General features: G+C 67.6%; 21 protein-coding genes. 2 read left to right on the plus strand and 19 right to left on the minus strand.

Features of this window, described 5'->3' with window-relative positions; translation table 11 throughout:
* Window positions 1-3 precede the first annotated feature (3 nt).
* The 4 genes from NA4_RS22635 to NA4_RS22645 all read right to left on the minus strand — a co-directional run bounded on the left by NA4_RS22635 (window position 4) and on the right by NA4_RS22645 (window position 2,657).
* Complete coding sequence (locus NA4_RS22635) at window positions 4-924, minus strand: asparaginase domain-containing protein (RefSeq protein ID WP_084497349.1); 921 nt, start codon at window positions 922-924, stop codon at window positions 4-6.
* Window positions 925-1,124: 200 nt separating this feature from the next.
* Window positions 1,125-1,478, minus strand: coding sequence for a hypothetical protein (locus NA4_RS22640; protein ID WP_067473485.1), 354 nt, complete (start codon window positions 1,476-1,478; stop codon window positions 1,125-1,127).
* A complete protein-coding gene (locus NA4_RS40630) occupies window positions 1,475-1,828 on the minus strand; it encodes a hypothetical protein (RefSeq protein ID WP_157129228.1) in 354 nt (117 codons plus the stop codon). Before NA4_RS40630 ends, NA4_RS22640 begins: the two co-directional genes overlap by 4 nt.
* Before the next feature lie 22 nt (window positions 1,829-1,850).
* Window positions 1,851-2,657: an SAM-dependent methyltransferase gene (locus tag NA4_RS22645; RefSeq protein WP_067473488.1), complete on the minus strand. Its 807-nt coding sequence runs from the start codon at window positions 2,655-2,657 to the stop codon at window positions 1,851-1,853.
* Window positions 2,658-3,169: 512 nt separating this feature from the next.
* Here NA4_RS22645 and NA4_RS22650 point away from each other — a divergent pair.
* Window positions 3,170-5,848 carry an ATP-binding protein gene (locus NA4_RS22650; protein WP_169811096.1) on the plus strand — a complete coding sequence of 893 codons (2,679 nt, stop codon included), beginning with the start codon at window positions 3,170-3,172 and terminating at the stop codon, window positions 5,846-5,848.
* A gap of 2 nt (window positions 5,849-5,850) precedes the next feature.
* Entirely contained in the window at window positions 5,851-7,173 is a 1,323-nt protein-coding gene (locus NA4_RS22655) for a hypothetical protein (RefSeq protein ID WP_067473494.1), read from the plus strand.
* A 70-nt stretch (window positions 7,174-7,243) separates the two neighbouring features.
* Here the strand turns inward: NA4_RS22655 and NA4_RS22660 are convergent, their stop codons facing one another.
* The 15 genes from NA4_RS22660 to NA4_RS22730 all read right to left on the minus strand — a co-directional run bounded on the left by NA4_RS22660 (window position 7,244) and on the right by NA4_RS22730 (window position 22,480).
* Window positions 7,244-7,966: a hypothetical protein gene (locus NA4_RS22660; RefSeq protein WP_157129229.1), complete on the minus strand. Its 723-nt coding sequence runs from the start codon at window positions 7,964-7,966 to the stop codon at window positions 7,244-7,246.
* Between the two features lie 255 nt (window positions 7,967-8,221).
* On the minus strand, window positions 8,222-8,881 hold the full coding sequence (locus NA4_RS22665; RefSeq protein WP_067473500.1) for a GNAT family N-acetyltransferase: 660 nt from the start codon (window positions 8,879-8,881) through the stop codon (window positions 8,222-8,224).
* Between the two features lie 78 nt (window positions 8,882-8,959).
* Entirely contained in the window at window positions 8,960-9,826 is an 867-nt protein-coding gene (locus tag NA4_RS22670) for an MBL fold metallo-hydrolase (protein WP_084497351.1), read from the minus strand.
* A 257-nt stretch (window positions 9,827-10,083) separates the two neighbouring features.
* A complete protein-coding gene (locus NA4_RS22675; protein WP_067473504.1) occupies window positions 10,084-11,031 on the minus strand; it encodes a hypothetical protein in 948 nt (315 codons plus the stop codon).
* Window positions 11,028-11,963: a hypothetical protein gene (locus tag NA4_RS22680; RefSeq protein WP_067473506.1), complete on the minus strand. Its 936-nt coding sequence runs from the start codon at window positions 11,961-11,963 to the stop codon at window positions 11,028-11,030. The genes NA4_RS22675 and NA4_RS22680 overlap by 4 nt, the downstream gene beginning before the upstream one ends.
* The gene (locus tag NA4_RS22685; RefSeq protein WP_067473509.1) at window positions 11,960-12,847 is read right to left on the minus strand and encodes a DUF4913 domain-containing protein; all 888 of its coding nucleotides are present in this window, start codon (window positions 12,845-12,847) and stop codon (window positions 11,960-11,962) included. The genes NA4_RS22680 and NA4_RS22685 overlap by 4 nt, the downstream gene beginning before the upstream one ends.
* On the minus strand, window positions 12,844-14,718 hold the full coding sequence (locus NA4_RS22690; RefSeq protein WP_067473512.1) for a type IV secretory system conjugative DNA transfer family protein: 1,875 nt from the start codon (window positions 14,716-14,718) through the stop codon (window positions 12,844-12,846). Before NA4_RS22690 ends, NA4_RS22685 begins: the two co-directional genes overlap by 4 nt.
* Before the next feature lie 48 nt (window positions 14,719-14,766).
* Entirely contained in the window at window positions 14,767-15,876 is a 1,110-nt protein-coding gene (locus tag NA4_RS22695) for a hypothetical protein (protein ID WP_067473514.1), read from the minus strand.
* A gap of 283 nt (window positions 15,877-16,159) precedes the next feature.
* Window positions 16,160-17,134, minus strand: a complete 975-nt coding sequence (locus NA4_RS22700) for a hypothetical protein (protein WP_067473516.1) — start codon at window positions 17,132-17,134, stop codon at window positions 16,160-16,162.
* Window positions 17,135-17,147: 13 nt separating this feature from the next.
* Window positions 17,148-18,089, minus strand: coding sequence for a hypothetical protein (locus tag NA4_RS22705; RefSeq protein WP_157129230.1), 942 nt, complete (start codon window positions 18,087-18,089; stop codon window positions 17,148-17,150).
* Window positions 18,090-18,175: 86 nt separating this feature from the next.
* The gene (locus NA4_RS22710) at window positions 18,176-19,084 is read right to left on the minus strand and encodes a hypothetical protein (RefSeq protein WP_067473522.1); all 909 of its coding nucleotides are present in this window, start codon (window positions 19,082-19,084) and stop codon (window positions 18,176-18,178) included.
* Window positions 19,085-19,138: 54 nt separating this feature from the next.
* Complete coding sequence (locus NA4_RS22715) at window positions 19,139-20,137, minus strand: hypothetical protein (protein ID WP_067473525.1); 999 nt, start codon at window positions 20,135-20,137, stop codon at window positions 19,139-19,141.
* Window positions 20,134-20,667, minus strand: a complete 534-nt coding sequence (locus NA4_RS22720) for a hypothetical protein (RefSeq protein WP_067473528.1) — start codon at window positions 20,665-20,667, stop codon at window positions 20,134-20,136. Before NA4_RS22720 ends, NA4_RS22715 begins: the two co-directional genes overlap by 4 nt.
* Window positions 20,664-21,332, minus strand: a complete 669-nt coding sequence (locus NA4_RS22725; RefSeq protein ID WP_157129231.1) for a hypothetical protein — start codon at window positions 21,330-21,332, stop codon at window positions 20,664-20,666. Before NA4_RS22725 ends, NA4_RS22720 begins: the two co-directional genes overlap by 4 nt.
* Complete coding sequence (locus NA4_RS22730) at window positions 21,329-22,480, minus strand: C40 family peptidase (RefSeq protein ID WP_245671545.1); 1,152 nt, start codon at window positions 22,478-22,480, stop codon at window positions 21,329-21,331. Before NA4_RS22730 ends, NA4_RS22725 begins: the two co-directional genes overlap by 4 nt.
* Window positions 22,481-22,507: the final 27 nt, after the last annotated feature.

A 22,507-nucleotide genomic window follows, 5' to 3' on the forward strand; every position in this document is an offset into this window, starting at 1 on the left:
GGGTCATAGAGCCACCGGCAGGTAACGCGACAGGCCGTGCCCGAGCAGGAGCGCCATCCGTATCCGCGCCTTGTGCAAGTCCAACACCGGCTCGACGATCACACCTGCGCACTCGAGGTCGTCCCACATGTCCGGGTAGTGGACGCGATCTATGCCGAGTCCTCGCGGTGGCCGCGCTACCACGACAACGGGTTTCGAGGCGGCAATGTGGCACAGATACTTCCTGGCGGTCGGCGGCACCATCGCCAGTCCGGGTGCTTCCGCGACAAGCGCATCCGCGCGGAAGTCATCGAAGTCAGCCAGGTACGGTTCAGTTCCCAGGGCGAAGGTGGCAACCCTAGCCAGCGGAAGGCAAGAGGGAACACCGGAAGCGTCCATGTGAACACGGCGATGCCCGTGCCGCACCACTGCGCCGCCAGTGATAGTGGCGACCGCCCCTCCGTGTCGTGCGGCGAACCCATCCGCTCGATTGGCGTTCTCCTTATAGCAGTCCAGGGCCGAATAGACCATCGAGCCGATGGCGACAACCGTGCCCAGCCCCTCAGTCGAGGTCGACACCATCAGTGCCGCTTTCAAGTTCGCCTCGCCGTCCGCGCTGGGTGACCATCGTGGCCGAGTTGCGCCGGTCACAACCAGGTCCGCGTTCCCTGTGACCTCCAGCAGGAAATAGGCCAGCTCCTCGAGAGTCGCGGTGCCTGTCGTGACGACCACACGGCTACCGGCTCGGAGCTCGTCCACAGCCGCGTCCGCGATAGTTAGCCAGTCTGCAGAGTCCATCTCCCATGAGCCGAGCGAGCAGACTGCACGGGTCCGGACTGGATGGGCCAAACCCAGTGCGTGCACCAAGTCAGCACCGTCGAGATGTGTTGATCCGGTCGCGGCTATGGTTCCGCCTGTAGTGATGACGACTGCGTCACCCACCATCGAGCAACCCTTCTCTGCTCCGCTTTTTCATAGCTGTCCCGAAGGGCATTGGACCTCGGAACTTGTTGAGTAGTACCGGTTCTGGGCTCCGATCACATGACATCCTGAGTCACGCAGCAGCGAAATGTCACCCCTTTACCTCTCCACGGCATCCCATGCCGCCCGTTACGCTCGTTGCTCGATGCACTCGAGGCTGTCGGTCACCGCACCCGGTAGGGGGCGTGCTCGGCGCCATCGGACCGCAAGGCATCAGGGCGCCAGCTCAACAACGGCAGCGCGGGACAGTCGGACGCGACAATGTGCTGCCAGCCGCGGGGATCGGCCGGAAAATGGTCGTCATCGGGCAGGATCCGTCGCGCGATGTCATGGTCGAGGACCAGTACCGCTGTCACGCCCGGTGCGATCTCAACGGTGACCAGCGGCCCGTGGTCGGCGCGCATAGCCTGGTAGGCGCTGCGCGGGTCGGCGGCGAACCCCGGCCCCCATATCGGCACCGGCAGTCGGGCGAGGTCGACCGGCGGATGTGGCGGTACGGCAGACTTCCCGGTGGTCACTGGCGTTGCCTTTCATCGTGATTGGGTTGTGTGCCTTGCGCCCGTGTGCACACTTGGGCGACTAGGCGTCCGGGTCTTCTTGCGCCTGTTGGCCTGCGCTGTAGGCCGCGGCCGCGAGATACCGGCAAAAACAGCGGACCGTGGCCGGAGTGGATCACCAGGATCAACCGGGCTTCGGTGATCGACTGGAACTGCGGGTCATCTGCGGCGTAGTCGCGGTGCTTGGCAAGACACAGATCTCTGTCCACAACGGTGTTCACGCGCGCCTCCCGCAGGTGGCCGGACAGCATCCCGGGGTCACCGGCAGACGCGTTCGTGACGACGCCGATCCGGTTGCGGTCATGCGACATGAGTTGCCTCGTCCTGATCCAGCTACGGCTTGCGGGCGGTCGCGCCGTAGGCGGAGATCGGGCGGATCTCACCTACCGCGGTGTCGCCGGAGCGCCATTGGGTGATGGACACGAAGCCGGGCTCGACCATCTCCAACTCGTCGAAGACGGCTTTGATCTGCGCTTGCGGGCGAGGGGTATACGGCGTGCCGCCGGTGCGGGTGTAGTTCTCCCACAAGGTGACGTACGCCGTGCTGTCGTCGGTGCCGTCCCACATCGCCAGATAGCTGCCCGGCGGCACGGCGTCCATGACGGTGCGCACGATCCGCAGCAGCTCGTCGTAGGTCTTGGCGTGGCCGAGCACCCCCATGAACATCACCGCGATCGGCTCGTGGAAGTTCAGGACGTTCTTGGCGTCGGCGATGATCCGCTCGGAATCGTGGTAGTCGGCGTCGATATAGGCGACCAAGCCCTCCGGAGTGGTCGAAGTGAGCAGCGCCCACGCGTGCGTGAGCACCAAAGGGTCGTTGTCCACATAGACGATCCGCGACTCCGGGCAGACGGCTTGGGCGACCTCGTGGGTGTTGTGCATCGTCGGCAACCCGCAGCCGATGTCGAGGAACTGCCGCACCCCGGCCTCGCGGGCGAGGTAGCCGACCGCGCGGATGAGGAACTGCCGTGACTGCACGGCCATGGTGGTGATATCGGGGTCGACTTCGATGCCGACGTCGCCGGCGATGCGATCGATCTCGTAGAAGTCCTTGCCGCCCATCCAGTAGTTCCAGATCCGCGCCGACTGCGGGATATCGGTCCGGATGAGGGGCAATTCGTCGCCGAGTTCCGCCGCCATTTCCCTCCTCCCTCCTGCTGCTTCGACACCGCAGAACGGTGGTGACAACCAGCGTCTCGGGCAGACGCGATCAGCGACAGATGAGAGGACGCCGCACGGATATGGGGCGGCGCTCCCGCGCATCGCCGCTGGCCCAGCGGGTTTTGGGCACAGGCCGTTGCGGTGGCGGAGGCAGGCTCTCATCTTGAAATCCGGCACACGAAATGATCACCGCGTACCGGGATTAGCCGGTGTGCTCGTCAGAGTCGGATTACCGTGGGTTTGTTCACCGGGTACGTGGCAGGGGCGGATGAGAGATGGGCGACAACAGGTCTCGATTGTGCGCGCCGACGTGCGCCAAGCGCATCCGTGACACAGCTGCGGGGCAGCTGGCTGACGGGCAGCAGCCGCCCATCGAATCGCTGCATACGATCGCCAGCGAAATCGCCAGCCACTGCGGACATTCAGCATTCAAGTCTCATCGACTCGCCTGGGGATGGACTGTCGCGCAGGCGGTGGAGGAGTTCCACCAGATGTGTCGACGCAACAACCTCAAACCCCGCGGCCTGGTCGCACGCTCGTGGATGGAATGGGAGGCCGGGGCACGGCCCAGCTGGGACTACCAAGACCTGCTGTCACGGCTGTTCTCCACCAACCCCGTCACCCTCGGCTGGGCCCCCGACTACGCCCCCGCCACACCACAACCATCCGCAAATGACCTGCCTTTCGCTCGGACGCTGATGCACCTGCCGCCGGCCACCGACGTGTTCACCGGACACGATGACGAGGTCGCTCGGCTGACGGGTCTGCTGGAGAGTCCGTCCACCACCGCGGTCACGATCGCTGCGGTGTCCGGCACCGCCGGTGTGGGCAAGACCGCGCTGGCCGTCCACGTCGCCCACCAGGTCCATCAGGTGTATCCCGACGGGCAACTGTATGTCGACCTCGCCGGTACCAACCCCAGCCCGGCCAATGCGGCCGAGGTTCTCGCAGGGTTCCTGCGCGAGTTCGGTGTCGAGGGCGCCGACATTCCTGAAGGTCTCGACGAGCGCGCCCGCAAGTACCGTGGGTGTCTGGCGGGGCGTCGGGTGTTGGTCGTGCTGGACAACGCGGCCGACGAAACTCAGCTGCGGCCTTTGCTTCCCGGCACCGCCGGGTGCGCTGTCCTGGTCACCAGCCGCATACCCATCGCCACGCTGGGAGGTATGCACGTGCCTGTCGATGTTCTGCCCGACGCCGAGGCCATCGGATTGCTCTCGGCGCTCATCGGAGCCGGCCGCGCAGACGCCGAACCGGACGCGGTACGCAGGGTGGCGCGGCTGTGCGGCGGGCTTCCGCTGGCGCTGCGGATCGCGGGCGCCCGGCTGATGTCGCGCCGGAGCTGGACAGTGTCATGGTTCGCCGAGCGTCTGGCCGATGAGAGCCGCCGCCTCGATCTGCTCGCCCTGGGTGATCTGGAAGTACGTGCCTCGTTCGGGTTGAGCTATCACAGCCGCAGCGACGAGGAACAGTCCGCGTTCCGGATGCTGGCGTTGACCGCCGCGAGCTTCCCGGCGTGGAACCTCGTCGCTCTGCTCGACACCGACCTCAGCACGGCCGAGCAGCTGCTAGAAAACCTCGTCGATGCCCAACTGGTCGAGATCGCCGGACTCGATGCCACCGGCACGGTTCGCTACCGCCTGCACGATCTGATCCGCGTCTTCGCCCGCGAATGCTCCGCCCGTCACGACACCGACGAGGCGCGCCGCCACGCCGCGCGACGACTCATCAGCGACTACACCACCGCCGTGCAAACCGCGGCCTCGATCCTGCACCCAGGAACCGACCCCGAACTCAGCGACCTCGACCCCGACGACACCGACCGTGCCGCCGCCGCAGTCGATCTCGCCCGCACTAACCCGCGGCGATGGTTCACCGTCGAACAGGCCAATCTCGTTGCCGCCGTGGATGTTGCGCATCACTTCGGGTTGTGGGAGCAGACCTGGCAGCTCGCCGCCGCGCTCTCGGCGATGTTCGATTGGCGCGCGGACTGGCAGGCGTGGGCACACACCCACGAGCTGGCCTTGGACGCCGCCCGCGCTGTCGCCGCCGAAGGCTATGCCGAAGCAGTCATCCTGCGCAGTCTCGGTGCGCTCCACCGGGAACACGGCCGGTTCGAAGAAGCCGCCACGATGCTGACCCGAGCCGCCGCAATCTTCCGTCGTCTCAGCGACCATCGCCGATGGGCCGCGACCATGAAACTCATCGGCGACACCCGCCGCTACCAGGGCCGCCTCGACGACGCCCTCGACGCCTTCTCCGCCTCACTGCTGACCGCGCAAGGCGAGTCCGACGATCGATCCGTCGCCGGAATCCTCAACGGCCTCGGCGACGCCAGCCGCGGCCTGTCCCGCTTCACCGAAGCCGGCCGCTACTTCGACGAAAGCCTCGCGCTCTACCGCCACCTCGGTGACGAACTCGACCACGCTCGCACCCGGGTTCGCTACGGATTGGTGCACCGCGACCAATGGGACAACACTCGAGCACTGGGCATGTTCGAGCAAGCACTCACAGTGTTCGAGGAGTTCGACGACCAGCGGTGGCAGGCGCGCACCCTGCGGCATATCGCGGTCGTCCACCGCAACACCGGCAATCTCGACCACGCCCTGCGGGTATTCGGCGATGCGCTGTCGCTGTTCGATCGGCTCGCCGATCGCCGCGGCATCGCGGTCACCCTGCGCAACAGAGGCGATGCCTATCGCCTCGCCGACAACCGCGCACACGCGGAAGCCGACCTCACCGGTAGTCTGGAGATCTTCGAATCCATCGCTGATCACCGCTGGATCGCCCGCTGCCATCTCAGTCTGGCCGACCTCCACCGCGCCACCAGCGGCTACAGCCAGGCACACCAGCACCTCGACATCGCCTTCGACATCATCTACCGCACCAGCGGCGACCGTCCCGCCCAGGCACGCGCGCAACGCCAACTCGGTATGCTCTGCCGCGATTGCGGTGACTACGACACCGCCACCACCGCTCTGGTCGACGCCCACGGCCTGTTCACCACCCTGGGCGACGACCTGTGGATCGCCCGAGTCCACGCCAGCCTCGCCCATCTGAAACAGCGATGCGGCGAGGACCCGGAACCGGAAGTGAAAGAAGCACTCGCGATCTGTCACCGCCACGGAATCACCGACCCCGACAGCATCGAGTTGGTGCTGAAAGAATGGTGACAATGCCCGAACCCGCCACCAGTCCAACCCGCTACGAGCAGATCATGCTCGACCACTCCCGACACCCCGGCGACACGGCCGCGCTGTTCTGCGACGCCAGTCGGGCAGCGCGCTCGCTCGTTGCGGCAGCCAGCGAACACCAGCGGGTGATCCGGGATGTCGCGGCCGGGGTTGCGGCACCGGCGCTGGTCGGTGCCGTCGTATGGATGCTGCGCGAAGCCGATCGACGCGGCCTGGCGCGGCTGCGGTTTCTATCCCGCGACGGGCAGATCTTCTACGAACTCACCCGACGCCTCTCCCCTGTCCTCGGCGTGGATATCGAGGTGGAGTATGTCTACAGCAGCCGCCTGACCTGGAGCCTGGCCGCCAGCAGCCCCACGCGGCTCGACGAGGAAGCGTGGCTGTTCAACAGCTTCATGAAATCCAACGCCGCCGACCTGTGCGCGCGGCTGGGCCTCCGGCTCGACGACTACACACCAATGCTGGTCGCTGCCGGGGTGTCTCTGCATCCCGACACCCGCGCCGACCAGCCTCGGCAAGCCGACGCCATGCGACGGTTCCTGCGCACACCCCAGATCAGGGATGCCGTCGGCGACCGCATCACCGAAACCCGCCGCATGCTCGTCGATTACGCCACCGAACACCTTCTCATCGACCCACGAACCGGGTTGGTGGATGCCGGATGGACCGGCCGCATGATCGACTCCCTATTGCGCGCCTGCCACACCACCAGACCGCAACGGCCGCATGTGCTGCTGTGGGGCTATGAGCCGCGCACAGTCGACCCGGCCAACCTCGACCGGGTTGCCGGCTACATGTACAACACCGCCACCGGCGACGGCCTGCACTGGCGGGTGCCAGACGCGCCGTTTCTCGTCGAAACGTTCTGCATGGGCGACCACGGAATCGTCACCGGCTACCGCAAAACCCCAGCAGGACAGATCGAACCAGTCCTGCAAACCCCCGACAATCCCGCGGCCCAGGCGTGGGGACTCCATACCTACCGCGCGACGCTCTACACCTTCACCGAGCAGCTGACCAAACTGCCGAGCGAGGATCTGCGACCGCTCATCTACGAACTCATGGCCGAGTTCTGGTGTCATCCCTCATGGCGCGAAGCAGCCACATGGGGAGCGTATCCCTACGACAGCGACCCGGCGGGCACCGCAGTTCGCCCGCTGGCCAGTCCCTTCGACGAACAGGACCCGGCGCGGGAAGATCGCGCCTGGATCTCCGCTGCGCTGGCGTTGAGTCCACCTTCGGTGCGCGAGCGGTACCTGGCGCAGTCTGCTGGCGAAATGAGCGGAACTCCCGCCACAGACTGACCTATCTCGCAGCCGAAACTGCCCGCTCACCTGTGCCTCTGGATTGGCCGACGGCGTGGGCGCGACACGTTCAGGTCCATTCGTCGTGGCTGGCGTATGGCTCGGACCAGCGGGCCAGGTCTGTGACGGCGATGGTGATGTCGCGTCGGGCGACGTCGGCGAGGGCCGTGCGTGCGTCCTCGAGGTGGGTGTAGGCGCTGGACTGGGCGAGGAATTCCGGGTAAGCGGTGATCGGGACCAGCCCGCACGTGCGCCAGTAGCGGGAAAGCCGTGCAGTCGCCAGCTGATCCGGCGTGCAAATCGGATCGGTGTGCTCGGCAACGGGTGTCAGCACGACCACGCCGTCGTGGGAGGACAACATCCGATCGCTGATCTCGCTGATCATCCACGCGCCGAATTGATGTCCGCGCACTGGGGGCGCCAGCTCTGCTGGCAGCACCACGACGACGTCGTTGATCGGTGTCGCATCGAATTGATCCTGCACCGCGTCATTGAGCCACTCACCATCGAAGAGTGGCGAGAATTCCACCGCAGCTCGGGAATACGAGTCCAGCACGTTGGCGGCCACCAGCTCACGGCCCAACCGAATGGTCAGAAAATCAGCGCAGCCGACACATAGTTCGTAGCCGTCGAGATCCTCAACGCTCATCCACAGCTGCGCGCACCAATCCAGGCATGCGTCGTACTCGCAGGTGTTCACGCTGCGGTAGCGCACCGTCGCAGCGTCGAGCGTGACGGTGTTACCACCGCTGCGGCGAACGTGCTCGGCCACTTCGGCCAATGTCATCGACACGGCGGACAGTATGGCCCACCGTCCCAGCGGTAACCGCGTTAGCATCCAACGCCGTCGAGAAAGACCGGCATCAGGTGCCGGCGCCCAAGGGCCGCGTGAAACCGAGTCAAGCTACCAGCGGCCGGTCGACGCGCCCGCCGCAGCGCCACACCCAGGCCGATCCCACCGATCCCGATCCACCTGAAGATCGGGAAATCGGAAAGCGGTGTAACGGTTGGTGGCCGTTCGCCTGTAGCGGGCGATCTGATGCGCCGGTCACTGGTTCACCACCTGATGAAACAGAGTCTCCCCCGGTAGAGACGCGACAATCGCGGGCAGGTCGATGAGCGTATCCAGGTCCAGTGGTGCGCCGGGTTCGGACAGGTTCACACCGCAGTGGCGGTAGAACGCAGCCAGTGGCGCAGAGCTGCTGTCGAATTGGCCGTACACGATCCGTGCTCCGGCATTGCGGGCGGTGGTCATCGCCTGACGCAGCAACGCGGTGCCGATGCCGAGCCGCTGGTAGCCGGGCTGGACTGCGAGTGCGTGGATTTTGATCGTCGTCAGCGCGGCTTGCAAGATCACTGCGGGTCCGAGGGCCGCGATCTGCGCGCACAGGAAGAACGAGGGGCCAGCGGACAGGCCGCCGACCGGGCGGCCATGGGCGAGGGCGACCAGCGCCATCGTTCGCGCGGCCAGCACCGTCGGCACGCTGCCTGGCGTGCTGGTGGCGTTCTGCACCGACACTGCGTAGCTGCGTGTCAGCCCGGTGGAGAGGATCCCCGCATCGCTGACATCGACGAGGTTGCGTCCGGCTCGGCGTGCTTGCGGCACACCGGCGAGATGATGCCATCGAGTGAACTCGCGTAGCTCGGCGCGGCTGCTGGCAGGGCGGATCTGAACGGTGAGTCCGGCGGATCGGGGGGCGGGTTGCATAGCTGTCCTTAGTGTTTTTGGGGGTGTGGACGGTCTTGGAGTCCTGGTGTGAGGCGTCGAATGCCGTTGGGCGCGTGGTTATTGCGGCTGCCACGTCCGGTGGCCATCGGGGTGGATGGTGACTCGGCCGAGTTGGACGTCGGCGAAGTGCAGGCCGAAGCCGAGGACGCCAGGAGTTGCGAGTTCGTTGATCAGTCGGTGACAGGTGGCGAGGGATTCGACGGGGTCGTCATCCATGGCACCGGTGAGCTCGGGGTGGGTGATCTGCAGCGGGGTTTGCATGGCGTCGCCGAAGACGATCAGCCGGTGGCCGGGCGAGGTGATGGTGTAGGCGAGGTGGCCGAGGCTGTGACCGGGTGTGGCCACGGCGTGGACGCCGGGGAAGATTTCCTGCCCGTCGCCGATGGTGCGGACTTGCGCGGCGAACACGTCGATCATCTCGGGACTGGCGCCGTCGGCGAAGGCGAGGTCACGCTGTTCCCATTCGGTGTCCCCGACCAGGACCGGGGTGTCGGCGAACGGGCTGCTCGAGGTGCCGGGCGGGGCTTGCCAGAGCCAGCCGATGTGGTCGAGATGTAGGTGGGTGAGGGCGACGAGTTCGATATCGGTGAGGCTTTTGCCTGTTGCGGCGAGGCTGTCGAGCAGTTGCCCGCCGCGCAGGAGCCCGAATGGTGTGGGGACGGCCAGTGGCCCGACTCCGGTGTCGATGAGCAGGGCGCGGTTGCCGTATTCGACCAGCAGCGCACCGACGCTGGTGACCAGGTAGCCGTCGGCGTTGATCAGGTGGGGGTGCTCGGCCCAGGTCTGGTTGTCGGAGCCGGGCAGCCAGGCTTGGGGTTCGAGCAGCGCGACGCCGTCGGGGAGATAGGTGATGCGGTGGTGGTCGCCGAGCTGGTGTCGGTGGGTGGCGGCGGGGCGGGTGTAGTGGTCGAGGCTGAGGGTCATGGATCGGTCTCCTGATCTCGAGGGCGGAATGGTCGCTGGTCTGCGCCGGATAGTGCGTCGGTGACCTACCCGGCGGTGGTCGTTCGGCCGGGCCGAATCTCGACGGCCGGGCGGGCGGGTCATGGCGGCAGCGTGCGGGTCGACGCGGTCTTCGCGTGCTGTGGAGCGGTGTCGGCGGGGCCGCCGGTGTCGGGTGCGTGCATGGCGTCTTCTCGGGTGAGAATTGAAGGGGGGCAACATGTTCGGTTCCTGGTCGGCTAGGGATCGGGTCCGGCGTCCGGGTATGCCTCGACTCCTGTGGATTCGCTGTCGCGGACGTCGGTGCCGGTGTCCCAGCGATGGGTCGCCGCATCGGGCATCGCGTCGGTGACCGCTGCGTCGATCGAGGCTCCTGCCTCGGATCGATCGGTGCTGGCCGTGTCGAGGGCGTGGCGGGCGTGGTCGAGCAGGACGCTCGGTGTCGGGGGTGTCTCGCTCTCGGCATCGCTTCTGCCGGTGGTGGTGGTGTTGGTGGCGCGGTCGGTGCGGCGCAGGCTTTTCAGTGAGCGCCGCACGCCATCGGCGATGGCCGGTGTGGTGTAGGTGCGCCACTGTGCGTCGAGGTCATCGAGGCTGTAGTGCCGGTAGCGTTCGACGTTCGTGTCGATGTCCCTGGTGGCGGCTGCGAATGCGTCGGCGCGGTCGGTGCGGCTCATGCGGATCGAGGTGGCAGTGGCGGTGGCGCGGGTCCAGAGCGCTTGCATGTTTCGCCGGAGTTGCTGCGCCGCAATAGGGTCGGGCTCATCGGCGATCCCGCTCGTGGCGAGTAGGTGCTGGCGGACGACGGTGATCGCGGCCATGTCGGCCAGGTGGCGGGTGTCGTCGAGGACCCGTTGGGTGTTTCGGCGGCCCGCCATCGGCCGCGGTGTCGGGAGTAGGTGGTCGTCGGTCCATGCCTGGCCGGTGTGCCCGAGGCGGCGAGCGAGATCGACCCAGCTCGCTGGCATACCGTTGGCGCGGGCCTGGATTTCGGTCAGGTCGCGGTCGCGGTCGATCGCGGCGATCTGCGCGAGGACCCGCCTGCTGGGCGTGGCGTCGGGGTCCGTGGTGCGGTTGGTCTGGTGCAGGCGGGTGGCGGCGGCGGCCAGTTGGTGGACCCGGCGCAGTAGCGTCGCGTGTGCGGGCGCGATATCCCGGACGTGTAGTGCCGGTTGCGGCCCGGTCATGGGTCGATCCCGTCGATGGGCGACAGAAATTCCGGCGGGTGCAGGTCGAGGTCTGCGGCGGTGTCGTAGCTGGAGGCGTCGATGGTGGGTGCGTCGCTGAATTCCGCTGGCCCCAGGAGTGAGTCGATGCCGGGGCTGCTGGTGAGGTTCGCGGCGCTGATCGCGGTGTCGATGTCGGCACCAGTGGCGGCGGACCGGAACAGCGGCTGCGGGAGGGTGAGCGCGGCACCGATACCGGATGCCAGATCGTCATGGTCGGGTAAGGCTGCCGCGGTGTCGATCGTGATGCCGGCAGTGGCCAGGGCTGTGGCTTGCAGGGCGTAGGCGCTGTTGTCGGTGTGCGCGGCCGCCTGCCGGCGCTGCACCAGCCGCTCGGCGGGAACACCATCGAGGGTGGTGTGCCCGGCCTGCAGCCAATCAGAGGTGGTGCCCCACAATTCCTGGCCCTGGTCGGCGGTGAGCCCGAGAAGGTTCGCCACCCCCGCGGTCCGCGTCCGCAGGGCCTGCAGAGTGCGGTCGAAGTCGGTGGCGACGCCGGTTTCGACAGCGGGGTTGATCTGGCGGTAGGCCGCGTGCAGGGCGGTCCACTCGCGTAGCCGCTGCACGTCCGCGTCGAGGCCCCCCAGGATCTGGTCCCAGTCGCGTGGTTCGGGGGCGCGCAGGTAGAGGTCGGCGCGCCAGTGGATGCCGCGGGCGCCGCGTTCACTGACGTGATCGATCCACGCGCGGGGCACCCCACCGGCGTGGGCGGCGTTGGTCAGTTCCTCGCGCAGGATCGCGCGGCCGTGGAAGTCCTCATACCAGGACTGCGGCGGGCGTTGACCGGTCCGCTGCTGGCGCTCGGTGGCGGTGGCCAGCATGCGGTTCAGGAACAGGGTCTGGTTCTGCAGCGACTTGAGCACCTTCACCTGCGGGCGTGTCGGCGCCGTCATGATCCGGGTCCTTCCGCCGTCGCGTTGGCGAGGGCTCGGAAGTCGGGTCCGAACCCGAGGCGTTCGATGGGGGTTTTCGCGCCGGGGGCGCCGAACCAGGCGGCCGGGATCGGTGCGGTGGGCAGGCCGGGGGTGTCGATGTGCTGATCGGGAGTGCAGCGGTGCAGGGGGCCGTTGGCGGCGTCGAGGATGTGGCGCAGGTGTGGGTCGATGTGCCGGGTGAACAGGCTGCTCATCGCGGTCTTGTCCTCGGCGCGGCGGGCGGCTTCGAACACCTTGTGCAGCCCGGCGAACCGGACGGTCACACCGTGGTGGGCCCACCATTGGCGGCACCAGGTGTATTGGCCTTCACGGTTGTTGCCCGCGATCCGCACCGCGGTGACCGGCAACAGCCACTCCTGCACGAAATCGCTGTAATGGGCGAACCGTGGCGGCGGCCCCTTCTTGGCCCCTTCCGTGCCGGCTGCCCCGGGTGCGGTACCGGCTGGCTGGGAGGCGGGTGTGAACCAGCCGACGGGGACCGGGTCGAACGGCAGCGTGGGTGTGGCGATGTGGACGGTGCGGGTGCAGCGGTGTAAGGGTCCGTTGGCGGCATCGAGGATGGTTTTGACGTGGGCGTCGACGTGGGACAGCACGAACGTGCTGAACCCGTTGCCGGTGCGTGCACGGCGTTGCGCTTCGAACGCGGCATGCAAATGCGCGATCCGCACCGCGACCGGGCGATGCGCCCACCACTTGTTGCACCAGGTGTAGGTGTTCTCCCGGTTGGCTTCGGCCAGCCGCACCGTGATGAACGGCAACAACCACCGCTCGGCGAATTCGGTGAAATGCGTGTAGCTCGGCGGCATCGGCGGCTTCTTGCCCGCCGCACTCGGCGCGGTCACGACTGCTCACCGCCCGCCGGGCCGTTGTCGACGTCGCTGGCGGGCAGCGGAATCTGGTTGGCGGCTTTCTCGAACCGCGCCAGGGACTTCCGGATCAGCGGCGCGTATCCGGTGTGCTGCCACCAGATCTTGCGGACCACCACCGGCCCGTGGTTCGGCAGCCGCACCAGCGCCCGCTCTTTCGGAAGGGCGGCCAGCAGGGCGACATCGAGGATGGGTTCCGCGCGCCAGGACAGGGATCTGTTGACTCCTTGGGCGCCGCGGCTGCGGGAGCGGTCGGCCACATCGTGCGGGCCGGTCATCGCCGACCAATGCTCCAAATAGTCGGTCGCCGCGATGCCGCCGCCGTAGACTTCGATGCTTTGGGCGCGCATCGTCGCGAGTCCGTTGACGCCCCACAGGTCCTCGCCTTGTTCGAGAACCTGCAAGATCGTCATCAACACGATTCCGCAGCCGCCGGCGTAGGTGTAATACGACGGCAGTTCCGAGATCCGTGCGCAGTTCGCGGCCTCATCGAGCACCGCCAGCATCGGCACCGCTAGCCGGCCGTCCGGGCGGGCGCGGGCGGCCTCGAGCGCGGCTTCCAGGATCTGCCCGACCAACGCCGACGTCAGTGGGGTCGCGCCGTCGGGTCCGGCCATCGACAGCGCATACAGCGTGTCGCTGGAGGTCACGAAGTCGGCGGGTTCGAACTGCGGAAGATCATGCGTGCGGTCTTGTTCGGTCTTGCCGATGACGACACCGGTCTTGCGAGTCTTGGCGTCGGTTTCCTCGCGCACCGCCAACAGGACACGCTGGGGTGGGGTGATCATGCGGGCGTAGCCCTCATCGGAGAGCACGTTCAAAAACCGCCGCGCCATGTCGTAGAGACCATCGCGCTGACGCGCATACAGCCCTTGGGATTCGAGGATGCGGTCGGCGGGACGATAGTGGCCGTAGTGGCGCAGGATCAGCGCCGGGGTCTGGTCCTGATCTTTGCCGAGCCATTCAGCAACATGCAGCAGATCCCCGCCCGCGCAGGCCGCGGCATACAGATACAAGCTCAACAGTTCTTGCGCGCCCCCGTCGAAGTAACTGTCCACCTTAGCGTTTGCCGCCTGGGACGCGGAGCCCGACGCGGCTGAGACGAAGAACCCGGCCAGCTTGCGGGCGGCAGGCAAGGTGGTGACCTGGGTGAGGAGGTTGACCCAGAACCCGCACTCCACCCGGCCGGTCACTGCTTGCAAGTCGCACAACCAGACCCGGCCACGCTGCTCGCGCCCGTAGACGGTGTGCCGGTACAGGTCTGGCTTATTGCTGGTAGCCAGGCACGGTCCCCACGCCGACAACACCGCCGGGATCGCCCACGCCATCGTTTTGCCGGTGCGGGTGCCCGCGGCGATCGTCACCCCGAGCTCGGCCGGCACGAACAGGCCCACGCCACCGATCACTGTTTTCCCGAGTGGTGGGCCTGTGAAGGCTTGGATTTCGGGTTCGGCGTCGCGCAGCAGCCGCCGGTTGGCGGACAGGTTGTCCCTCGCGCGGGCCATCCGGATGTGGGCCGGGCGTTGCATGGTGCGCGCGGCGGCGTCGATCTCGCTGCCCGCGGACAACGTTCGCCAGCACGCGACCACGAACCCGGCCCCGGCGGCAGTGAAAGCGACGGCCAGGACGCTGGCCTGCCAGGGCCAGGGGTGCTGGCCGGCGACGACTTCGAGTAGCGCGGTGACCGGGTGGCGGGTGACCGGCAGTCCGGCCCACCAGCTGCCCAGGCTCAACGCCGCCCACAGCGACACCGCGAAGGCCACCAACGCCAGAAACGCCAGCAGCAGCGTGGTTTCCTCGCCCACACCACGTGTGGTGCGGCGACGGGTCTCTCTGGTCGAGATCATGATCAACCCCTTTCGAGGAGAGTGGGAAAGGTTGGGAGGGGCGGGTTTTCACCGCGACATGTCGGCGTCGAGGTCCAGGCCCGGCGTTGGCGCCGCGTGGGGTTCCTCACCGCCGTCGGTGGGGCTCCAGTCGCCGACGTCGGCCTCGGGCAGGGCTGCGCCGATGGCCTCGTCGATCTCGGCGCCGCCGGAAGCCGTGCTCGGTTCCGGCGGGGGCATCTCGCCGAGCGGCGGCGGCAGGTCCAGCCCTTGGTACGCGGTCGCGGCGGGCCCGCCCGACGGTGTGCTGTATGCCTGCGGGTTGCCGGGATGTTGATGCCAGTAGCTGCCGTCGCGTCCGGCGCGGTAGACGGCTTCGATGTCGGCGGCCGGTACCCCTGCCACAGCGGCGTCGATGCGGGCGGTGCGGGCGGCGGCCAACAGGGATTCCAGCCGCGCGATGTGGGCTTGGTCCTGTTCAGGTGAGCCGGGCCACGCCTCCGCCAGGCGGGTGTGCTCGGCGGTCGAGTCCTGCAGCTGCCGCAGCGCCGTGCGCTGGCGGGCGGTGCGCTCGTCACGGCCGGTGTCGAGGTCCCCGGCTGCTTCCTCGGCCTCGAGCAGCTGATCGGTTTCGGCGATGATCGCGTCGACCTCGGCCAGGCTGGCCGGCCCCGGGGCGTGTCCGCCGAGGGCTCGGTCGAGCAGGGTCGCGCGGTCGGCTTCCTGCGCAAGGGAGCGGTCGGGTGGTCTCCAGCGGGCGCGGTCCTGTTCGGAGCCGTTGACGACGGGTTCGATATGGCCGGTGATTTGGGCGGCTTGGTGTAGGTTGCGCCACACCACCGGGTCGACATCGAGGTCTCCGTCGGCTTTGGCTTGGGTGATGCGGTCGAAGGCAGCGCGGGTGGATTCCGGGCGTGCCTCCCACCCGGCGACCGCGGCTTGCAGTTGCGCCCATAAGGTGCGGTGCTCGGGCGATTCGTGGCGGCCCCATCGCGCGGCCAGCGCATCAGCTTGGGCGGTGAATTCCCGCTGCTGGGCGGGTGTTTCGCCGTGCGGCGCGATCTCCCGCAGCTGGTAGTAGCGGGTGAAATCGGCCCGGAGTTCGGCTTCGGCGCTGGTCGCGGCGTCTCGGTAGTAGGCGGGATCGGTGGTTCCGTGTCGCGGATCGGGCCAGCTCATCGCTGAACCCGCCGATCACTGTCACGGCCGCGCCACGGCCGGTGGCGTCGCGGGAGAACGGAATCGAGTGTGGTGTCGGACATCGTCGACCTCCGGTAAGGGAAGCGTCTGCCGTGAACCGCCACATGACGGCTGGCGCGGCGGTGTTCTCGGATGTCCCCTGGCAGTGCGGTTTCGGCGCCCCGGTCAGTACCCGTGACCGGTGCGTCGACATCAGCGCGTGAACGAGTTCGTCAGGTGAGATCAGTGGTCGGTGGCGTGGTCCTTTCCCTGGAGGCTGCTGCTAGTACGGGTCGGTGCCCAGGTCGGTCCGCGACTCTGCATCGCCGAATTGGCCAGGGTGGTTGGGTTCGCTGTCCCAGGCGTGCTCGCCTTCGGGTAGCGCGGCGTCGACGGCGTCGGTGATGGCGGCCGCGGCGGCGGGATCTGTTGCATCGGTGTGCTCCAGGGCGGCGTCGACGAACTGCGCGCGCAGCGAGGCCGCGGCGGTGTCGATCATCTGTTGCGGTGTCGGCGGGGTGACCTCGGCGCCAGCGATGGGGGTGCCGGTATCGGGGTCGGTGGGAATGTAGGGCGGTACCGCGAGCTCGCCGCTGGCTTTCGCGTAGGAGTTCCATTCGTTGACCAGCGCCAGTTCGTCGTAGGTTTCCAGGTGGATCGCATGCCCGCGCCGTTCTCTTTCCGCGCTCGCCCCCCACAGCCCGTCGGCTTCGTGCGCGGTGATGTGCGCGGCGTGCGCCAGGGCGGTGACGCGTTCGTAGCGCAACTGCATGTTGCGCGCGAACTGTGCGGCCGCTGCGGGATTGGTGCCGAAGCTCCACCGTCCGGTGGCGAGACGGTCGGCGCGGGCGGCGGAGATAGCGGCCATCCGTTCGAGATGCCACAAATCCAGGTGGAGCATGTCCAAGTAGAAATCCTGGGCAGCGTTGTCACGCGACGGGTTCTGCCGGACCCCGGCATCCACGCGCGGACGGGTGCTGCGAATGCCGATCTCACGAGCGTCTTCGATCCACGCCGGTTCGATCCCTGCCGTCAGTGCGGTCTGTTCGGCCTGCTCACGTTGGGCCTCGAGCCCATCCACATGCGTTTGCCACGCCCGCCGCGAATCGCTGTCGCCGCTGAGGGCCTCGAAGTTGTCCCACCCGGCGTCCAGGATGCGGGTGTGCTCGGCGGCCAGCAGCCGGATGCGCATCAGCAGCTGGGATTGCCACTGCACCACCGTCTGCGGGGTCGAGAATTCCGATTCCGGAGTCGTCATCGTCTACGCGCCTTCACAGCTCGTGCCCAGCTGAGTGGCCCGGTTCGGGTGGGCGGTCATCGGGTTCGGTGGCCGGTTCGCTGTCCCATACCGCGGTAAGGTCCGGCGGCAGCGCGGCGTCGACCGCCGCGCCGATGCTCGCGTCCGCGGCGAGCACGTCACTGGGTGTGATGGTCGTGAGGGCTTCGGTCGCGCGGTCGATGAGTACGTGCGGGGTCGGTGGCGCCGCACCCGGTTCGTGCACCGTCACTCCGCCCGCGGCGAGGGTGTCGATGCTGCGACGTGCTTCGTGTTCGATACCGGGCCAGGCGTAGGCGCGCCAGCGTTCGTGCAGGGGGGCGGCGCCATTACGGTGGACAGTCGCCACCACCAGCTGCCGCCAACCGGCTTGGTCGCGGTCCCACAACTCGGCGCGCTCGTCACCCGTCAGGCCGATGACGTGGGCGGTCTTATTCGCCCGTGCCCACAGCGCGGACATGTTCCGGTCGAACTGCTCGACCGCTACCGTGTCGGGCGGGAAGCGGTCACCGATGCCGCGGAGCCGGTGTTCGACGCTGATCGCGGCCATGTGCTCGAGCTGCCACACATCATTGGCGATGCCTTCGACCATGTGGGCGCGCACTGGATCTTCCCGGGTTCGAATCGTGCGCGTGATGTGCACGCTGTCGCCCCACCGCACTCCTCGCTCCCCTTCCGCGCGCGCCTGATCGATCGCTGCTCTCGGCACACCGACTGCGACGGCGTGGATCTCGATCTCGTGACGTGCAGCAGCGAGGGCGCGCAGCTGTGTGCGCCACGATTGCATCGGGATTTCCCCGCCGCCGTCGCGCGGCTCGTAGTTCGGGTGGCTGGAAAACAGCAGCCGAGCGTGGTCGACGGAGGCGTCTTGGATTCGTTCGAGCAGCCGCAGCTTCCAGCTGGGCAGATAATCCAACCCCGGTATCGGTTCACTCATCTGTTTTGTGCCTCTTTCTTGGAAAGGAGTGGTGTTCAGTGGTTTTCGGATCACGGAGCGCGACCATGCAGCTGCGGGCGCAGGCTTCACGGCTCGTGCCCGTGGTCGACGTCGGCGCTTGCGGCGGCGGGCTCTGGTGCGGTCCCGCTGTCGGCAATCCCGAGAGCTGCGGGCGGGTCGCCGTCCAGGCCGGCGGCCTGGACGGCGGCGTTGATCCCGGCGGCTTCGGGTGTATGGGCCGGGTCGGTGATCGGGGGCCAGGCACGGCCGCGGCCCGCGGCGGTGAGAGCGTCGACGACGAGTTCGACCATGTGGTCCGGGGAGGCGGGCATCTGCGCGGCGATGTCGTCGTGGGTGATTCCGGCGGCGTGCAGCACGATCACTGGCATCGCGACAGCGGTGAAGTCGGAGCTCGCGACCTCATTCCACCGCGCTGCCAGCTGCTGATCGCTGTGATCGCGGACCTGCCCGGCCACCGCGGTCGACCAATGCTGGTGGCCGCGCTGCCACACCTGGTGGCGTTCTTCTTCGCTCAACGACAGAGCGTGGGCGACCGCGCCGAGACGCTGCCAGGTCATCCCCAAGACTCGCCGAAACCGCGCCACCTCATCGCTGTCGAGCACGGTGTAGCGGGTGTGTGCTGCGGCGACACCAGCCATGTCCTGCAAGTGACGGACTTGCTGGCCCAGTGCCGCGGTGAGTGCGCTGCGCTGGACGTGTCCAGACCCGAGCATCACCTGCCCTGGCTGCCACGAGGTGCCGCGTTCCCCGGCGGCGCGGACGTAGTCGATCCACGCCTTGGGCACTCCCACAGCCAGCCCCACTTCCTCGAGCTGTTCGCGAGACCGGTCGCTGATGTCCACGTGCGCCACTACCTCCGGCGGTGGGCTGGTGTGACCGGCGTAGCGTGCGCGCTGAAAGGTCTGGTGGTTGTCGTAGGCGAGGTTCTGAACGGCTTTGAGCAGATACGCCTGCAGAGGAGTCGGTGTATCCATCTCACCGGCTCCTGGCCTCAAAACTCCGCGCCGGTGGTGTCCTCGGTTCTGTGGTCACGGCTGCCTGCCCAGATCAGGGACCGACGCCACGTGAACCGAGGACGGGTCGATGTCGGGTTCGGAATCCATCGCTTCGGCCACGCCGTCGCCGGTGAGTCCGGCGGCATCGACCGCATCCCCGATCACCGCCCCCTCAGCTGGGTCGCTGTCCGGTCCGCCAGCCAGATCAGCGAACTCATGGGCGAGGTGGGTGGCGAAACTCAGTTCCTCGGTGAGCCCGACGACATCCTCGATCGACACCGACGATGACCTGCTCCGCGGTTCCACCGTCACGTCGGGGTCGTCGAAGTCGTCGATGATGTCGGCGTCGATGATGTCGGTGTAGTCGCTGCCGGTGTCCTCGACGAACCGCTCGGCGTAGGCGTCGAAGTCGTCTTCGCGTTGCTCGGACAACCCCTCGGCGCCCTTGGCTGCAGCGAACGCCGCAGCCGAGGCCATCGCTTCGCCGGATTCTCCGTGCGAGGTCAGAGTGTCGCTGAAACCGGCTGAACGGCGGCGGATGTCGATGAGCAACTGCTTGTATTCGACGTCGAGCTCGTGCAACTGCTCTGCGCGGGCCTCCCGGTTGATGTAGGCGCCGACCTTCCAGTCGTGGATTTCGATGTTGTGTTCCCGCTCGAGTTCGCCCGCGTCGTCGCGGCGGTCCAGGTCGGCATCGGCGCGTTCGGCTTGCCGCTCCTTGATCCACTGCTCCATCTCGTGCATTTCACCGCCGCGCTCGATGCGGGCACGCACTTCCTCTACCTTGGCGGTGTTCAGAGTCCGCGCTTGACGCGCTGAATCCACGGCGTCGATCACGCGCTGGCGGTGTTCGATGAACGAGCGCCAATCTTTGGCGCCGGCCAGGTGCATCCGCTGCTCGGACTCCGCCCTCGATCGTGATTCCCCACCACGTCCCCGCATCAGGGCAGCGGTGGTGTGCGCGGTCTGCAAGGCTTGGACGAATCCCTGGCGCATTTCCTGGCTGGCCTGCCCGACCGGATCGTCACTCATGACAAGACCTCCAATCCGGTCAGCAACCACGCTGATTCCGCCGTGGTGCGGGTGGCGTGGGCGTACACCGCCCACCTGATCGGCGGCTGGTTACGGGCTTCGAGCGCGACGGCCAGCACACGGTGTGCGGTGGTGACGGTGTCGGCGGGATGGTCGTCGCTGGTCACACGAGCCGATGCCGCGATGGTGGCGGCGTCGGTGCGCCACTGCTGCCACTGGGTAGCGCTCACCGGCGCCCACACCAGCGCCGCTGGCTCCGCGCGCTGCGCGAACCCGGGATCCATCAACGGGCGCGCCGCCCGGAACGCCGCGCGCTGATCAGGGTGCTCGCTGGGCCGATAGCCAAACACCGTCGTCACTGCCGCGGTCAGCACAGCGTCGGCCGAGCACGGGTCCACCTCGCCAAACGGTGGCGCGAAATCTGCTGCCCGGCAGCGCTGTTCATCGCTGGGTGTGGGCATATTCGTCGCGCATCCGGCGGTCAGGGCCGCCAGAGTGATCACTGTGGTGAGGAGTGTCGGTTGGGTCATACCGACTCCCGGTGTGCGTGCAGCAGGCAGCCGAGGTCGCTGCTATGCCAGTCGACGGCGTCGCGGCGGGTGCATTGTTCGGCGGCAGGGTTGTGCACCGGGTCAGTGACCACGTCCAGTACCAGGTCGGCGGTCGCGGCGGCGTGGTGGAGGTTCTCGAGGTTGACGCGGCGGCTGCGGGCCAGGATCAGGTGCAGGGTTGCGGCTTCGGCTCCCCAACCGACGCGGGCTTGCCCGGCAAGCCAGATCGCCTGTCGTGCTGAAGCTTCCGCAGCGGCCGCACCAGTGTGGAGCACTGTGTTGCGGGGAAAGAGGTCATGCCAGATGACCTGTCCGTCGGCGCGGCAGATGGTGAAGGTGGTCATGGTGGCGGCCGACCACAACGTCAACCGTGGCCCTCGCGCCGCCATCGCCACCAGTCGCTGGTGCATGCTGCGGCGTGAGGCCTCGGTTTGCCGGAGTCCTTCGTAGTCGATCCCAGCTTCGACCAGCAACGCGGTCAGATACCGCTCGAAGCTGCACGCGTCGGTGAACCCGTGCTCGGCCGCCACGCGATCGAACTGGCGCGTACTGGTGAACCCGTGCAACTCGAGCACGCGTACACGCACGACCATCTCCGGTGTGACGCCCGGCTGCCGGCCCGTAGGATTTGGTAGGGTTTTCATGCTCGACCTCCCGGGGTGGTGTCGGGGGTTGGTGCGGAGGTGGTGGTGGGGCTGCTGTAGCGGCGCACGTCCATGCGTTCGCCCTTCCACGCGCTCAGCGGGGTGAGGGTGACGGTTTGCCCGGTCTGTGGGGCGTGCAGGAGCAGGTCGCGTCCCTGCTCGTCGCGGCCGTAGTAGATGCCGACGTGATGGGAATCCGTATCGCCGGGGGCGGTGAAGAAGATCAGATCCCCTGGTGCCCGATCGGCGAAGGGCACCGGTTGCGCGGTCGGGTGGTCCTGTTGGGCTTGGGTGTAGTGCGGCAAACGGATCCGGCCACCGGAGGCGTGGTAGACCGCGTACAGCGTCAGCCCGGAACAGTCGAACCCGCCGCCGGTCGGACCTTGGGTGTCGCCGCCGCCCCACACATAGGGTGTGCCGATCCAGCGGGAGCCGTGCTCGATCACCGCCCGCCCGAACGCACTCGCCCCCGCCGGCAACGGTGTGCCGGACCCAGTCGGCCCGCATCCCGCCGCGGGTGATCCGCCCGGCGCGCGGGGCATCGAGGCGACGTCGATATCGGCGAACAAGACATACAGCCGCCGCGCCAACTCCAGTTGCCCGGCGTAGGCGTTCGGTGCCGACTGTTCGATCGCCTGCGCGAGCTCGGCCGGCGACATACGCTCCGCGGTGGCACCGAGTTGTGCGGCGTGGTCGTAGAACCAGTTGATCTGATACACCGGATCCATGAGCGTGGCGATGCCGACCGATCCCCAGATGCTGGCGCGCATTTGATGTGGGCCGACCGAATCGTGGTCGTACCCGAGCCCGTCGTTGGCGTAGTTCAACGACTCCGGCACCGCCGGGTTGGCCAGATTCCGGAACGTGCTCTCGGTGGCCTGGGCCGCTACCTCGGCGATGATCACCGACTCCGGCATCCCGCGCTGTTTGCCGATCGCCACGCCATTGCGCGCCAACTGCAACTGCCGCTCCGACAGGCCCGCCACCGACTGACCGGTCGTGCCCCCAACTCCGGCCGCCCCGCCCGCTGAGAGTGGGCTTGTGCAGGTCAGCGCCGGGTCGGCGCCGATGACCATCAGCAACAGCAGAAGCAGCGCCACGGGGAGACCAAGAGCGGTCGCGGCCACCGCTTGCGAGGAGGTGTCCATGGAGGTTCTCGGTATTCCTTGCGTCCG

Source organism: Nocardia amamiensis NBRC 102102 (genome assembly GCF_001612745.1).
GTDB classification, from domain to species: domain Bacteria; phylum Actinomycetota; class Actinomycetes; order Mycobacteriales; family Mycobacteriaceae; genus Nocardia; species Nocardia amamiensis.

Bases quoted from the DNA above. Each gene is read 5' to 3' on its own strand.
- NA4_RS22715 (WP_067473525.1), bottom strand. From the start codon at position 20,137: ATGAGTGACGATCCGGTCGGGCAGGCCAGCCAGGAAATGCGCCAGGGA.
- NA4_RS22725 (WP_157129231.1), bottom strand. From the start codon at position 21,332: ATGAAAACCCTACCAAATCCTACGGGCCGGCAGCCGGGCGTCACACCG.
- NA4_RS22705 (WP_157129230.1), bottom strand. From the start codon at position 18,089: ATGAGTGAACCGATACCGGGGTTGGATTATCTGCCCAGCTGGAAGCTG.
- NA4_RS22700 (WP_067473516.1), bottom strand. From the start codon at position 17,134: ATGACGACTCCGGAATCGGAATTCTCGACCCCGCAGACGGTGGTGCAG.
- NA4_RS22690 (WP_067473512.1), bottom strand. From the start codon at position 14,718: ATGATCTCGACCAGAGAGACCCGTCGCCGCACCACACGTGGTGTGGGC.
- NA4_RS22680 (WP_067473506.1), bottom strand. From the start codon at position 11,963: ATGACGGCGCCGACACGCCCGCAGGTGAAGGTGCTCAAGTCGCTGCAG.
- NA4_RS22675 (WP_067473504.1), bottom strand. From the start codon at position 11,031: ATGACCGGGCCGCAACCGGCACTACACGTCCGGGATATCGCGCCCGCA.
- NA4_RS22650 (WP_169811096.1), top strand. From the start codon at position 3,170: ATGTGTCGACGCAACAACCTCAAACCCCGCGGCCTGGTCGCACGCTCG.
- NA4_RS22730 (WP_245671545.1), bottom strand. From the start codon at position 22,480: ATGGACACCTCCTCGCAAGCGGTGGCCGCGACCGCTCTTGGTCTCCCC.
- NA4_RS40630 (WP_157129228.1), bottom strand. From the start codon at position 1,828: ATGTCGCATGACCGCAACCGGATCGGCGTCGTCACGAACGCGTCTGCC.
- NA4_RS22635 (WP_084497349.1), bottom strand. From the start codon at position 924: ATGGTGGGTGACGCAGTCGTCATCACTACAGGCGGAACCATAGCCGCG.
- NA4_RS22695 (WP_067473514.1), bottom strand. From the start codon at position 15,876: ATGAGCTGGCCCGATCCGCGACACGGAACCACCGATCCCGCCTACTAC.
- NA4_RS22710 (WP_067473522.1), bottom strand. From the start codon at position 19,084: ATGGATACACCGACTCCTCTGCAGGCGTATCTGCTCAAAGCCGTTCAG.
- NA4_RS22645 (WP_067473488.1), bottom strand. From the start codon at position 2,657: ATGGCGGCGGAACTCGGCGACGAATTGCCCCTCATCCGGACCGATATC.
- NA4_RS22670 (WP_084497351.1), bottom strand. From the start codon at position 9,826: ATGACCCTCAGCCTCGACCACTACACCCGCCCCGCCGCCACCCACCGA.
- NA4_RS22665 (WP_067473500.1), bottom strand. From the start codon at position 8,881: ATGCAACCCGCCCCCCGATCCGCCGGACTCACCGTTCAGATCCGCCCT.
- NA4_RS22655 (WP_067473494.1), top strand. From the start codon at position 5,851: ATGCCCGAACCCGCCACCAGTCCAACCCGCTACGAGCAGATCATGCTC.
- NA4_RS22720 (WP_067473528.1), bottom strand. From the start codon at position 20,667: ATGACCCAACCGACACTCCTCACCACAGTGATCACTCTGGCGGCCCTG.